At 67.9% G+C, this 13,905-nt stretch carries 8 protein-coding genes; 4 read left to right on the top strand and 4 right to left on the bottom strand.

Features of this window, described 5'->3' with window-relative positions; all coding sequences use genetic code 11:
- Window positions 1-57: 57 nt before the first annotated feature.
- The 4 genes from ACT3T9_RS09255 to ACT3T9_RS09240 all read left to right on the top strand — a co-directional run bounded on the left by ACT3T9_RS09255 (window position 58) and on the right by ACT3T9_RS09240 (window position 4,363).
- The gene (locus ACT3T9_RS09255; protein WP_444606410.1) at window positions 58-837 is read left to right on the top strand and encodes a Jag family protein; all 780 of its coding nucleotides are present in this window, start codon (window positions 58-60) and stop codon (window positions 835-837) included.
- 8 nt (window positions 838-845) lie between these two features.
- Complete coding sequence (gene rsmG / locus ACT3T9_RS09250; RefSeq protein ID WP_441444895.1) at window positions 846-1,520, top strand: 16S rRNA (guanine(527)-N(7))-methyltransferase RsmG; 675 nt, start codon at window positions 846-848, stop codon at window positions 1,518-1,520.
- A gap of 34 nt (window positions 1,521-1,554) precedes the next feature.
- A complete protein-coding gene (locus ACT3T9_RS09245; protein ID WP_441444922.1) occupies window positions 1,555-2,436 on the top strand; it encodes a ParA family protein in 882 nt (293 codons plus the stop codon).
- Between the two features lie 88 nt (window positions 2,437-2,524).
- Window positions 2,525-4,363: a ParB/RepB/Spo0J family partition protein gene (locus ACT3T9_RS09240; protein WP_444606409.1), complete on the top strand. Its 1,839-nt coding sequence runs from the start codon at window positions 2,525-2,527 to the stop codon at window positions 4,361-4,363.
- Window positions 4,364-7,613: 3,250 nt separating this feature from the next.
- Here ACT3T9_RS09240 and trxB read toward each other — a convergent pair.
- The 4 genes from trxB to murJ form a co-directional block, all read right to left on the bottom strand.
- Window positions 7,614-8,678, bottom strand: a complete 1,065-nt coding sequence (gene trxB / locus ACT3T9_RS09235) for a thioredoxin-disulfide reductase (protein WP_444606408.1) — start codon at window positions 8,676-8,678, stop codon at window positions 7,614-7,616.
- A gap of 99 nt (window positions 8,679-8,777) precedes the next feature.
- Entirely contained in the window at window positions 8,778-9,275 is a 498-nt protein-coding gene (locus ACT3T9_RS09230; RefSeq protein ID WP_444606407.1) for a hypothetical protein, read from the bottom strand.
- 65 nt (window positions 9,276-9,340) lie between these two features.
- Entirely contained in the window at window positions 9,341-12,292 is a 2,952-nt protein-coding gene (locus ACT3T9_RS09225; protein ID WP_444606406.1) for a hypothetical protein, read from the bottom strand.
- A gap of 55 nt (window positions 12,293-12,347) precedes the next feature.
- On the bottom strand, window positions 12,348-13,905 hold a 1,558-nt coding region (gene murJ / locus ACT3T9_RS09220; RefSeq protein ID WP_444606405.1), incomplete at its 5' end, for a murein biosynthesis integral membrane protein MurJ.

Genomic DNA, 13,905 nt, shown 5'->3' with positions numbered 1-13,905 from the left:
GGGAGCACAGCCGCTCCCGGGGAGCACCCCACATCCCGCATTTCCGGAGGACTCCTGATGAACCTGAATGACCCCATCGCTGATGCTCCTGTGACCGACGAGGGAGGGGAGGCGTCGACCGCGCCGCTCGACGCGGCTGCGTCCGCTGCCACTCCGTCCTCGCCCGACGAGGCTGCGGCTGATGCGACTGCTGCCGACGTGTCCGCACCCGACGATTCCGTGGCTGCCGATTCCGCGACCGTTGACGCCGCGGCGACCGAGGCCGAGTCCGCACCTTCCGGGAGCGCGTCTGCTGACACCCCCGTGGAGGGCGACGAACAGTCCTCGGAGGACCCGGAGGATCCGGAGGCGACCGTCGAGACCACTGAGGAGCGGATGCGACGGCTCGAGGAGGAGGGCGACATCGCCGCCGACTACCTCGAGGAGCTGCTGGACATCGCCGACCTCGATGGCGACATCGACATCGACGTGGATGGCGACCGGGCGTCCGTGGAGATCGCCGGCGCCGACAAGCTGGCCCGCCTGAACCGGCCCAAGGGCGAGCTGCTCGATGCGCTGCAGGAGCTCACGCGATTGGCCGTGCAGACCCGGACCGGGAACCGCTCGCGCCTCATGCTCGACATCGGCGGCTTCCGTGCGGAGCACAAGGGCAGCCTCGAGGGACTCGCCGCGACTGCGATCGCCGAGGCCAAGGAGTCCGGCGAACCGGTCCCGATGCGGCCGATGAACCCGTTCGAGCGCAAGGTCGTGCATGACGTGGCCAAGCGCGAGGGTCTGCGCTCGGAGTCCGATGGTGATGGCAAGACCCGCCACGTCGTGATCTACCCGGCATCCTGAGGCGCACCGTGCAGCCCCTTCCCGATTCCCTCCGCCCGACAGCCGAGCGTCTCTTCGGAGATCGCCTCGAGCTGGCGGAGCGCTTCGTCACGCTGCTCGCTGAGCAGGGACCGGAGCGCGGGCTGATCGGCCCGCGCGAGGTGGACCGGCTGTGGGAGCGGCACCTCCTCAACTGCGCGCTGATGGTCGACGCGATCGACAGCGCCGCCCCTACTGCGACGACCCTGGCCGACATCGGCTCCGGGGCCGGCCTGCCCGGGGTCGTGATCGCGATCGCCCGCCCGAACCTGCAGGTCACGCTGGTAGAGACGATGCAGCGCCGCACCACCTGGCTCGAGGAGGTCGACGCCGAGCTGGCTCTGGGGCTCGAGGTGGTCCGCGCCCGGGCCGAGGAGCTGCACGGAGTGCGGTCCTTCGACGTGGTGACCGCGCGGGCGGTGGCTGCGCTGGACAAGCTGGCCCGCTGGACGCTTCCGCTCGTGGCCGAGGACGGGATGCTGTTGGCCATGAAGGGTTCCTCGGCGGCGGATGAGGTCGAGAACGCTCAGAAGGTCCTCAGCAAGCTCGGAGGCGTGGATCCCACCATCTCCCAGTACGGCGTGGGCGAGGTCGAGGTTCCCACTACAGTGGTCCAAGTGCGTCGCCGTGCGAAGGCGACCAGGAAGGGAGACGCACGTGGCTGAAAAGCGCGATGATTCCTCCCCGGGGCGCGGCGCGATGGAAGACACCCCGCTGATGCGTGAGCTCACCCGGGACCATGCCCGTAGGAAGAAGCTCGAGGGTCTCGATTTCGCTCGTCCCGAGAAGACCCGTGTGATCACGGTCGCGAATCAGAAGGGCGGGGTCGGCAAGACCTCGACCACCGTCAACGTCGCCGCGGCGCTGTCGATGGGCGGCCTGAACGTGCTGGTGATCGATGCGGACCCGCAAGGGAACACCTCGACGGCGCTGAGCATCGACCATCATGCCGAGGTGCCCAGCATGTACGAGGTGCTGGTGGAATCCGCTCCTCTGAGCGACGTGATCCAGCCGGTCCCGGACATGGAGCGCCTGTTCTGCGCGCCCGCGACGATCAACCTCTCGGGCGCCGAGATCGAGCTGGTCTCGCTCGTGGCACGGGAGAACCGGCTGCGCAACGCGATCCGTGATCATCTCGAGGAGCGCGATCAGCAGGGGCTCGAGCGGCTGGACTACGTGCTGATCGACTGCCCTCCCTCGCTGGGGCTGTTGACCGTGAACGCGCTGGTCGCGGCCCGTGAGGTGTTGATCCCGATCCAGGCCGAGTACTACGCGCTCGAAGGTCTCTCGCTGCTGCTGAACAACATCGATCTGATCCGTCAGCATCTGAATCCGGACCTGGTGGTCTCCACGATCATGCTCACCATGTACGACGCCCGCACCCGCCTCGCGGCTCAGGTCGCCCAGGACGTGCGCGAACACTTCCCGGACCAGACCCTGGAGACCAGCATCCCGCGGTCGGTGAGGATCTCCGAGGCGCCCAGCTACGGCCAGACCGTCCTGACCTACGATCCAGCCTCCAGCGGGGCGCTCGCCTACCGGGCAGCCGCACACGAGCTCAACACCCGCCCCGCACCCTGATCTCCCCTGACCGGGACCCGCTGCGAAGACGCGCGCACACCCGGTCAACATCCCGATGGCGACGATATTTCTTGGAAGGACAATGGCCATGACGCAGAAGCGAGGACTCGGTCGAGGACTCGGCGCCCTGATCCCAGGCGCCGGTTCGAGGCCTGCGCCTGAGCAGGAGCTTCGTACGCGCACGCGCCCGTCCGATGCGACCGAGGGACGTTCCAGCTCCCCCCGGCCGGTCGACATGTTCTTCTCCGGGGAGAAGGTCGGCGAGACCGAGCGCGCGCAGCGAGGCAGTGCCGGCGCTCATGATCTGGCCACCGGTATGGCACGCGCAGCGGCGGAGCGACGCGGGCGCACCAATGGTTCCGGTGCCGCACGCTCCGGGGCTGCGTCCACGAAGTCCAAGGGAGCTGACGAGGAGCCGCAGAAGGAATCCTCGAACACCTCGACCTCGACACGGTCCTCCCGCAGCACCTCCTCTTCCAGCGGCACCGCGAAGAAGGCCGCCCCCAAGAGCACTGCAGCCAAGGCCCCGGCGCCGAAGCGCGCCGCAGCGAAGAGCACCGCGGCGAAGAACTCCGCGCCGACGAAGGCTACTGAGGCTGAGCCGGCTGTCGCAGCCGCCAAGAACGCTGGCGCAGCTGCCTCCCCGACGGCTGAGACCAAGAAGCCTTCCGCTTCCTCCTCGACGACCGCGAAGCGCACCACCTCGAAGCCTGCTGCCTCGGAGGCCGCCTCCTCGAAGCCCGCCTCGGCGAAGTCGTCTCCCGCGAAGGCCACTTCTGAGTCCACTGCGGAGCCCGCAGGGACGGCTACGACGTCCCCGCGCGAGACCACGCCCCGCCAGAGCGAGGACAGCCCGGTCGTCGACGTGGAGACGGTGACGTCGACCCCTGCACAGCCCGACGCCCCCGCCCCGGCTCCCGCGGAGGAGCCCACGGATCTCCCTCCGGAGCCCACGGATACTGCCGAGGACTCCGAGGATGCTGCCCCTGAGTCTGAGCCCGCGAACTCAGAGGACGACATCGCGCAGGACGAGAGCGGGAGCGACGCGCCGCCGACAGAGCTCACCGGAACCCGTGGCCTGGTCAGTGTTCCCGGGGCCGAGTTCGCGGAGATCCCGATCCATGAGGTGCGGGAGAATCCTCGCAATCCTCGCACCATGTTCGACGACGACGAGCTCGATGAGCTCGCCTACTCGCTGCGTGAGGTCGGCGTACTGCAGCCCGTGGTGGTGCGCCCGATCCCCGTCACCGAAGACGGCGAATCCTTCGAGCTGGTCATGGGTGAGCGCCGTTGGCGCGCGGCACGCCGAGCAGGGCTCCTCGCAATTCCCGCCATCATCCGCGAGACCAGCGATGATGACCTGCTTCGCGATGCCCTGCTGGAGAACCTTCACCGCACTCAGCTGAACCCGCTCGAAGAGGCGAACGCCTATCAGCAGCTCCTCGAGGACTTCGGGTGCACGCAGGATGAGCTCGGTGAGCGCATCGGCCGCTCCCGCCCTCAGATCACTAACACTCTGCGTCTTCTGCGTCTCCCCGCCCTGGTGCAGCGCCGGCTCGCCAGCGGCGCGATCAGCGCTGGTCACGCCCGCGCTCTGCTCTCCCTCGACAGCCCGACGTTGATGGAGGAGCTCGCACAGCGCATCGTGCAGGAAGGGCTCTCCGTACGCGCGGTCGAACGTCTGGTCGCTCGTGGAGGCCAGGAGACCGGTACCCGCACCGTTCGCCGCACCACCTATGACCCGCACGTCGTGGACCTCACCAGTCGTCTCTCCAACCGCCTCGAAGCTCCCGTCCGCATCGATGTCGGCAAGCGCAAGGGGCGCATCACCCTCGAGTTCAGCAACCTCGAGGATCTGGAGCGTCTGGTGGAGAACATGGGGTTGGACATTCCCCTGCCCGATGGAGAGCACGCCGCGCAAGACTGAGCAGGCACGAGCAGCACACCAGGAGGGGCCCGCAGATATTGCGAGCCCCTCCTTTGCTGTTCAGTGTCAGCAGCGTCCAGCGTCTGTTCGTGACCGCAGCGGGGCCCGTCAAGTGTTCCGCGGTCCTGGTGTGAGGACGCAGTCCCGGCCCTGGAGAATTCCGGTACCGAGCGGGCGCCTGCGAGAGAACGATCGCCCCTCGCGCCGGCAGATCCCTGAGCTTGGAGAGACTGAAGGACGTGCTGGTCGCGGACACGACGTAGTGGGCGCATATGTCAGTTACCTCGCACGAAGAGAGTCAGGTCACATAAGCGCTGATCTATGTAGTCGTGGTCTATCCGCTCTGGGAGAAGCAGAGAGCGTCTCCGTCTGAGCGGCGTATGCACAGGTCAGTGCCCCATTATTCGGTTATCCACCATTGTGTACAGACATGTGGATAGAGCCCTCCTTGGGTACGAGGCAACCCTGCTACCCCGGCGAGGCCGCCGGGGATCTTCGACCGTGGCACGACTGCCGGACCTTGTGGCTGTGCTCCAGTAGCCCTCCGATCCGGCTGCTCTTTGGCGCCGTTCCACGCGAAACGTCCTCTCGGGCTGGCTGAGAATTGTTGTGTTGCTGACGACGCCGATGTGCGTGGTGGCGTCCGTGCTCGCCTCGGACGACATTCGGCCCGGCAGCGATAGGTCCGACTCACGTGAAACACGGACTAGTGCACCTACTTCCCTGGGCGGTTGGTTCAAGAACATGGGCGTGACAGTCGTCCAACTAACGGGCAGCCTAGATCGAACCCCGCGATTCACGTGAAACGGGGGCTGGCGTGCGGTCATCTCTGCGTGGTCGCAAACGCACGGAACGCAGCGTCAAGCCATCGATTCGGCGATGTCGGTCGTACGCTGGAAGGGATTGGTCGGCCCCTGGGCATGGTCACCGTTTCACGGGAAACGACGACTCGAGAGCCCCGCTTACCCGTACGTTCACTACCAAGAGCGGGGAACCGGGGATGGGGGGCGACATTTCGCGCCCTGGACCGATCCTGGATTCGGCGGCGACCTTCAGAATCTTCTCTCCAGAGCTTCACTTGGTGCGATATGGCGGCGTCCACGTGGAACTGTGCCCTCGCGAGAGTTCCACGTGGAACGCGTATGAGTTCGTGCTTGGGATGTGCATGGTAGGCAGGCTGCCGGGGTGGCGACGGCGGACATCAGGGCATCGCCACTTCCCAACTGCTGCCCCACGAGCTCAGTTTCCCGTGGAACATGGCCAGCATCAGATGGGCCCCCGCCGGAGGTCAGATTCGCCTGGAACGACACGACTGAGCGCGGCCCGGACTCCTATGGCCGCTCGTCAGCGGGGAGACCTCGCAAGCCGCGCCTCCCTATCGTTCCCCGTGAAACATCGATATCGTGCGCGCCAGAGCCGTGAGGCGGCTACCGGTCATTAGCGTTTGAAAGCCTATAGAACTGCTGCGAGGTCAAGGAAGGGCGGCGAGGAGAAGACAAGCTCATGGGCCAACAGCGCCTTGGATCAACGTTTCACGTGGACCAAGCGAGAACTAGGGATCTTGCGATGGTTTCGCGTGAAACGTCCCCCAGGTGTGGGGTAGCGCCGTGGTCGCCGGAGCCTGGAATCCGCTGGCCAAATGGGGAATGGACTTCCCTCCTGGCGTCTGTGCTGTGGACGAGCCCTTTCTGGAGGCGGGCCACCATGATCGACGTCCCCACTGAGGCGGCCTCCGGGTTCACTTCGCCGTCCTCGTTTCCCGTGAAACGTGGACGGGTAGTAGACCGTAGGCCGCTCTCGCCAGCTCCGCAGCACGGGCTAAGGGCGACGTGCGACCGCGACTCTGTGTTCCCCGTGAAACGTGTGTAGCTAGATGAGCCGGTGCTGGGGAAGGCGCAGCGGATCGCTACCCGGGTGAAAACTTGCCCGAGCGGTGGCTGGTCTTAGTCGTACAAGCGAACTCTCAACCCGCCTTTGGTATCACTGATGATTTCGAACTCAGTTCCACGTGGAACGTGGATGGGCCGAGCCCGGCACCGCCCGACCGAGGCACGGTGGAAGTCGACCACAGCACAAAGCGTGCCGCGACGCTTCACCCGGCGCAAGGTCGGTGCTTGCGCGGCGGGGGGGGGCGGCGACGCGATGTTGCCCGTGAAACATGGACGTAACGCCCCTCCCGGCGAGCCGGCGAAGGCAACACATCGCGCGGTCCAGGTTTCACGAGGAACTGCGCGATCGGCGCACCGAACCCGAGTCCGCACTCCTCCACTCTCCCCAAGCCACGTCGACCTACGCCAGCAGACGGAGAGGAATCAGTTTCTTCCGGAGGGGCGCTGCGCGCACACGGGCCGCAGGGCAAGGCGTGCATGCCGGTTCACTGCCGTCGCTTTCACCTGCGGTCGCTTCACGTGACTCCCGAGACTTGGAAAGTCCCCGCCAGCGGCCACGGCGTTCGTGCCCATTCGCTACGGGCAGCAGATGCATGTCAAGCAGCGGGCGGTGCCCGTCATGCACAGTGTGCGTAACATTGTGGACAACTACATCTGGACAGGTGTACAGATTCGGTGTCGTCACACGCGCATGTGCAAGGTCACGTGAACCAGCGGTGCCGATCTCCCGCCGCTTGGACAGTGTTCCTGCAGGTCAGGACAGCTTTCCCAGCAAAGCGCCTGGTCGACGGCTTTCCCCACTTGTGCACACCCAATTGTGGATAACCTTGTGGATCTACCCGTCCACTAATGTGGACGGACATGTGGACAACACTGTGCACAACCTGATCCATGCACGTCAGCGCTTGCAGTCCTAGGTGATTTGACAGCCGCGGAGCAGGACGTGCGTCCCCCTCAGTGCCGCGAGTCCGGTCCGAATTCCGTCTCCACCACATGCTTGGCGAGGGCACCCGTGCGTCGGTGCGTCAACGTCCAGGGCCCCTCCAGCAGGAGCCTCTCCCCATTCGGGGTGACACCACACAGGGACGACACGGTGAGCCGTTCCTCTGCGTCATCGGGGGCGGCCTCTAGAGCAGCAGATCGGAATCTCATCCAGGTGGGAAGCATGTCGATACCCCACTGCTCGAGGACGTCGCCTTCGGGGTCCTCGACGAGCAGAGCGAGGATGCTCGGCCCCCAGCGCCGGCTGAGCTCCCTGAGCACCGTAGGCGCCGGGCGCGACGGCCCAGCCCACGAGGCGCTCACCAGGACCACCACCGGCGATTCAGGGCTGCCGGTGGTGGTCTGCTGGGGCGTGGAGGTCACTGACCGGCGGCGGCCAGGACCTGCTCGGCGTGGGCGTTGGCAGCCGTGTCCGCGAGCCAGCGCTCGGCGTCCAGGGCCGCCTGGCAACCGGTCCCGGCCGCGGTGATCGCCTGGCGGTAGGTGTGGTCCACGACGTCTCCCGCAGCGAAGACGCCGGGCACGGAGGTGAAGGTCGAGCGGCCCTGGCAGACGATGTATCCCTCGTCATCGAGCTCGAGCTTTCCGCGCACCAGATCGGTGCGGGGCAGGTGCCCGATCGCCTCGAAGACGGCAGAAGTCTCGAGCACGCGCTCCTGGCCGCTGACAGTGTCCCGAAGCGTCACGGACTCGACCTTGTCGATGCCGTTGATGCTCACCAGCTCGCTGTTCCACGCAAAGCTCAGCTTCGGATCCGCCTCGGCCCGGCGAGCCATGATCTTCGAGGCACGGAGTTCGTCGCGGCGGTGCACCAGGGTCACGGACTTGCCGAAGCGGGTGAGGAAGGTGGCCTCTTCGACGGCGCTGTCGCCGCCGCCGACCACGACGATCTCCTTGTCCTTGAAGAAGAATCCGTCGCACGTGGCGCACCAGCTGACCCCCTTACCGGAAAGCGCCTCCTCGCCGTCGATCCCCAGCTTCCGGTACTCGGAACCCGTGGTGATGATCAGCGCCTTCGCACGGTAGACGGTGCCGTCGTCGAGGGTGACGGTCTTGATCTCACCCTCCAGGTCGAGCTGCACCGCGTCGTCATAGATGATCTCGGCACCGAAGCGCTCAGCCTGCTCCTGCAGATTCGTCATCAGCTCCGGCCCCTGGACGCCGGTCGGGAAGCCGGGGAAGTTCTCCACGTCCGTGGTCGTCATCAGCGCGCCGCCTGCGTCGAGGGCACCGGCGATCACGATCGGGTTCATCTCGGCACGCGCGGTGTAGATGGCAGCGGTGTAGCCGGCCGGGCCGGAGCCGACGATGACGACCTCGTGGACCGTCTCATCCTGATCGATATCAGCGGCTGGTGCTGCGGCGGGCTGCGTGGACAGCGGGGTGCCGCCGAGGATGTTGAGCGCCTGGATGGGCTGCGTCATGGGGGTGTCCTTCCATGGGAACTGTCGTAGGTGGTCGGCGGGCGGACCGCCATCGAGTATTGCGCGGCGGGTGGGTCGTGGACCCTTCGCCGGATGAGGTCAGAGGGGGCCGATCATCACGTCACCGGACCAGAGCCTGTTCTCCTGGGACGAGGTACCGTCCCCGGAAGTGCCGCAAGCGGGAAGGACCACGGTGGCCGAGACGGTCCCGCCGTTGGCCCGCAGTGTCTCGCGGTCCATCGGTCCGTGGACGAGCAACCAGCTCGATGTCTCCTCGCCGCCCCACGCGACCTCCTCCATGATCAGGATCGATTCCGGGATGTTCTGCTCCCGTAGGCACTGTGCAGCATCGAAGCTCGTCATCGGCTGGATGGTGCCGGTGTCGATCAGACGCTGCACCTCTGTGCCGAGTGTCGTCTCAGTGATAACGGGAACGCCCGCTGAATTCTTCCCGCTTCCGGCGAGGGAGTCGACTGATGTCGACGCCGAGTGGGAGCTGCTGGTGGTGGCTCGTTCCAGCGCGCCGGCGAGCTGGACTCCCAGCAGGCCAGCGACGAGCAGCGCGATCAGCAGCAGAGGGATGGGGATGCCCAGCACCGTGACCTGACGCGGACCGCTCTCTGTCCCCTTGCGCGGAGACGGAGGACGGGGGGACCGCGAGGTCATTCGACCTGGATCTCTGCGATGCGGGCGCGGAACCGGCCGGTCTCGTTGCTGTCCGGGGGCAGTTCCGTGATCCACAGCGCGACCCGTTCGGCCTCGAAGGGCTCAGGGGTCTCGAGCCGGACCTCCCCGTCCCCGGCGAGCTCGCCGGTCGAGAGCACGTCCCCGAGGGAGCCGTCGTCGTTCACGGCCCGCAGCTCGATCGTGCCGCCGTTGTTGCGTGCGGTGGTGAGGGTCACTGCGGTGAGCGTCGAGGGCTCGGCGAAGTTCAGGCGGATCCCCACGCCCTCCTTCAGGCCTCCGTAGTCGGGACTCCCGTAGTGCTTCGTGGACCAGAACGTCGCGGGGTCACCGTCGGTGAGCAGCTCCTGCTGGTCGGTGTGGTCGGGTTCCCGATCGCTCCCCTCGGCGAAGAGCTCGACACCGGTGACCTCGGGTGCGGGAAGGGCGGGATCCTCGGTCGCCTCGGCGGTCGGTTCGACCGGGGCTTCGCCGGTCTGCTCCGCGCTGGGGGCCTCTGCCGAGGGTGCGGAGGTGGCCAGCGGGTCCTCCAGGATCCCGCTGAGGTCGCGAGTGATCGAGGTGAGCGCGATGACCAGTGCGACCATCACCACGATGGCGCCGCCGATGATGATCCACTGCGATTGCAGGGAACGCTTCTCCTCATCGCGGGGACCCATGGTGAAGGTCTCCGGAGCGTCGGCATCCACGGCCACCCCGACCACATCTCGCAGCAGCGAGCTGCGGGCGAAGGGCGCGGTGCTCTCGTCGGGGGTGTCGTCGAACCGAGTGCGATCTCGACCATGGACCACGATCGGTCCGTCTTCTCGGACGGGTGCGAGGGATGCTGTGCGACCGGAGACCGGAACCGGAGCGACCGACTGCTCGTCAGCACTGTGGACGACCGGTTGCGCGGGGATCGGCGCTGAATGGTCCGGGGTGGAGGCGACGCTGATCTCCGAGGGCGCAGCGGGGGGCTGCTGCGCTCGCACGTCGGAACCCGACGGGGACTGGTCGGGAGCGAGAGTCGGGGCGTCAGCCTGCTCCGCACCGTGGGCCACCGGCCAGTGGGTGCCGGAGGAACGCGATGGCAGGTCGGCGGCGTTCGCTCCGCCAGCGGCAGTTGTGCCAGAAGCAGCCGCAGCGGCGCCAGCAGCGGTGCCTGCAGCGGCACCGGCGGTGAGGCCTCCTGCGGGGAGGGCGCTGGACGCGCCGGCCGCGCGGGCGGACGGCGCTTCAGACGATGGCCCCTCGGACGATCGCGCTGCGGATGGAGGCCCCTCGGACGATGGCCCTGCGGACGATGGCCCTGCGGACGATGGCGCCGGGTGCGTGGCCGCCCCGTTCGCCGCTGGGCCCGTAGCTGCAGCAGGGTCCGTGGGCGCTACCGGGCCCGACGTCGGCTGCGGCCGGGTCGGGAGGGTGATCTCCAGGTGGCCCGGGAAGGGGCTGCTGGATCGCTTCTCGTCGAGCTGCAGGTCTGTGACCAGAGCCTTCGCTTCTGAGGAGGCGCGCCGGGCCTCCTCGGCCCTGGCCAGGGCCGCTTGGCGAGCCGCCTCGTCGGCCGCGTCAGCCTTGGCAGCCTCGTCGGCTGCTTCGGCCTGATTGGTCTGGTCCTCTGCCGCTGCGGAAGGTGAGGCGTCGACGTCAGGCGCTGAACCGTCGGAAGTGAGATCAGCGTCGGCAGAACCGTAGTGATAGCTCTCGCTGCCGGAGGTTGGCTGCGTCGGGGTTGCAGCAGCCGCTGCGATGCCCGCGGCACCCGTCGCTGCTGCGGCACCGGACGCTGCTGCGGCGCCGGTCGCGCCCGCAGCGCTGGCGGAACCGGCGCCCGGTGCAGCGGCAGAGCTCTCAGCCGGGCTCTCAACCGGGCTCTCAGTCGGGCTGTCGGACGGCGCCTGAGCGATCGTGTCCTCGTCGGGCACGGCCTGCATCAGTGCTGTGCTCTCGAGCAGCTCGTCCTCGCCCTCCCCGCCGTCCTGCGTCCCGTCCGCTGCGGGCTGCGCCCCGTCCTCCGTGGGCGCGGCCTCGGGCGTGGCCTCCACCGGTGGTGGGGCAAGCTCCGAGGAAGGTTCGGGGGCGTCCGACGGCGAAGGCTCCGGGGTCCCGGCTGGTGTGGGCTCCTGCGGTGCCCGGCGGGGATATGCCTCGAGGGTCACCGGGATGGACTGCCACGGCTCGAGCGCCTCGATCAGTCCGCGAGTGGTCTCGGGGATCTCGTCGGCCGATTCATTCAGCACCAGGTCGCACAGCAGATCCAGGTCCTGGGGAATCTCGGTGTCCACCACGGTGGAGGGCCGGGGCACGTTCCCCTGGGCGTCGTGCCGCGGGCTGCGGCCCGTCAGCGCCCGGTACAGCAGCGCGACCAGGGCCGCGGTGTCCTGGAAGGAGGCCACCTCGCGGGACCTGTCGAGGCCGGGATGGGACGCGGCCTCCACCCCGATCCCGAGGATCAAGACAGCGCCTGAGCGGGTATCGACGAACACCCGGTTGGAGTCGAGCAGCTGATGGCGCACGCCGCGGCGTCGGGCGGCCTCGAGCCCGGTCGCGGCCTCGCCGATGATCGCGCGGGCGGTCTCCGGGTGGAGCGGGCCGCGGGCCAGCAGCGCCGCGAGCGGCGGTGCGGGGGGCAGCAGATACTCCACCACCGTCGTCGGCCCCTGCGCATTCCCGGAGGAGGGCTGCTCCGAGGAGGTCTCCCGTGGATCGTCGAGCACCACGATCTCCTGGACGGGCAGCAGATGCGGGTCGTCGACGAGATACGCGCGGCGGACCGCGTCGGCGGCCTCCAGGGCGGTGTCGCCGTGCACGATGTACAGGACCACGCTCTGACCGGTCGCCACCGATCGGGCACGACGCCATGAGGCGCCCTCGGCGACGCCGGTCAGAGGGATCGTGCCCTCCAGCGTCCACCGGGACCGCAATGCGTCCGGCTCTGAATTCGTGTTCACGGCCCGTCCTTCTCGTCGTCCGGCGGGGGTGTGCCCGTCACGTGCATCGACCATGTTACGAGCCCACCACCTTGCCGCGGTGGGTGAACCGGCGCAGCCGACGCTGCACGGCGTCGACCAGGTGGCGCACCTCCGGCACCTGCAGCAGGTAGGCAACCGCGGTGAACACCACCACCATCACCCCTGCGACCAGGGCGCCCAGCAGCACGGCGAGGGCCCGGTGGGTCCAGAACAGATCGTCCGCCAGGCGTACCAGCGCGGTGCCGAGAGCCCAGCTCACCAGAGCGGCTGCCGCGAGCTTCCCGAACATCAGCGCCCCGGACGCTGCACTCGGCGGGAGCGTGTCGTGCCGGGCCGCGAGCCGGCGCAGCTGCCACATGCCCAGCAGCCACGCGAGCAGGCTTCCGAGGCTGGTGGAGCCGGCCGCAGCCATCGCCGCATATGCCGGATCGACTATCGTCAGGATGATCGGCACCGAGAGCACCGTGACCACGGCGATCGGTATCTGGGCGATGAACGGGGTGCGGGCATCCTCGTAGGCGTAGAACACGCGCTTGATGAGATAGAGGGACGCGAAGGGCACCAGCCCGAGCATGTAGGCGATCAGCACGGTGCCGTTGGCTCGGGCGCCGATCTCCGCCGTGCCGCCGCCGATCACCCACATGATCGGTCCGGCCAGGGCGATGAACACGGCGGTGCACAGCATCATCGGCACCGCGAGCATCCGGTTGGTCTCGGAGTAGCGGGCCAGCGCGCCGGCGTGGTCCGCGTCGGCGGCATGGCGCGAGATCGCCGGGAAGGCGGCAGTGACCAGGGTGACCGCGATGATGCCCTGCGGGATCATGAACGCCAGGTAGGCCCACTCCATGGTGAGCAGCGCCGGATAGCGTGCCGCCAGCTCCGGCTGATCCTGGTAGTGCTCCGTCATCCGCACCGCACCGCCGGTGGCCCAGCGGGATGCCCAGATGCCGAGCTGCCCGAGGCCAAGCATCGCCAGCGACCACAGCCCGATCCGGCTGAGCTTGCCCAGGCCCAGCCCGCGCAGGCCCCACTTCGGGCGGAGGCGCAGGTCGAGCTTCTTGACGTACCAGAACAGGAACAGCACCTGCGCGGCCGAACCGCCCACGTTGATCACGGCGATCGCCACGATCATCGACATCGTCCACTGGCCGGGATCGCCGACGGTGCCCCACACGCCCAGGAACAGCGCGGCACCGAGGATGCCGATGAGATTGTTGACCACCGGCGCCCACTGGTACGGCCCGAACGAATCGTGCGCGTTCAGCAGCTGGCCGCACATCACGTACAGCGCCGAGAAGAAGATCTGCGGCATCATCCAGTAGCCCATCTGCACCGCGAGCGCGTACGTCGCGGGGGGCAGCAGGCCGCTGGTCAGGGTCAGCAGCAGCGGGACCGCGACCAGGCAGGCGGCGGTGATTCCGAGCGACACCACCGCGACCAGGGTCATCAGGCGCGAGATGTAGTCGCTGCCGCGGTCCGGACGCTTCACCGCGCGGACGATCGCGGGCACCAGGATCGCGTTCAGAGTGCCGCCGCCCACCAGCAGCCAGATGGTGTTGGGCAGCGTGTTCGCAGCACTGAAGGCGTTGGCC

The organism is Brachybacterium sp. AOP29-B2-41 (assembly GCF_052378395.1).
Lineage (GTDB): Bacteria > Actinomycetota > Actinomycetes > Actinomycetales > Dermabacteraceae > Brachybacterium.
The sequence above is the reverse complement of the archived record's forward strand: the minus strand, read 5'-3'. Positions and strand labels throughout refer to the sequence as shown.

Bases quoted from the DNA above. Each gene is read 5' to 3' on its own strand.
- ACT3T9_RS09255 (WP_444606410.1), top strand. From the start codon at position 58: ATGAACCTGAATGACCCCATCGCTGATGCTCCTGTGACCGACGAGGGA.
- ACT3T9_RS09245 (WP_441444922.1), top strand. From the start codon at position 1,555: ATGGAAGACACCCCGCTGATGCGTGAGCTCACCCGGGACCATGCCCGT.
- ACT3T9_RS09240 (WP_444606409.1), top strand. From the start codon at position 2,525: ATGACGCAGAAGCGAGGACTCGGTCGAGGACTCGGCGCCCTGATCCCA.
- trxB (WP_444606408.1), bottom strand. From the start codon at position 8,678: ATGACGCAGCCCATCCAGGCGCTCAACATCCTCGGCGGCACCCCGCTG.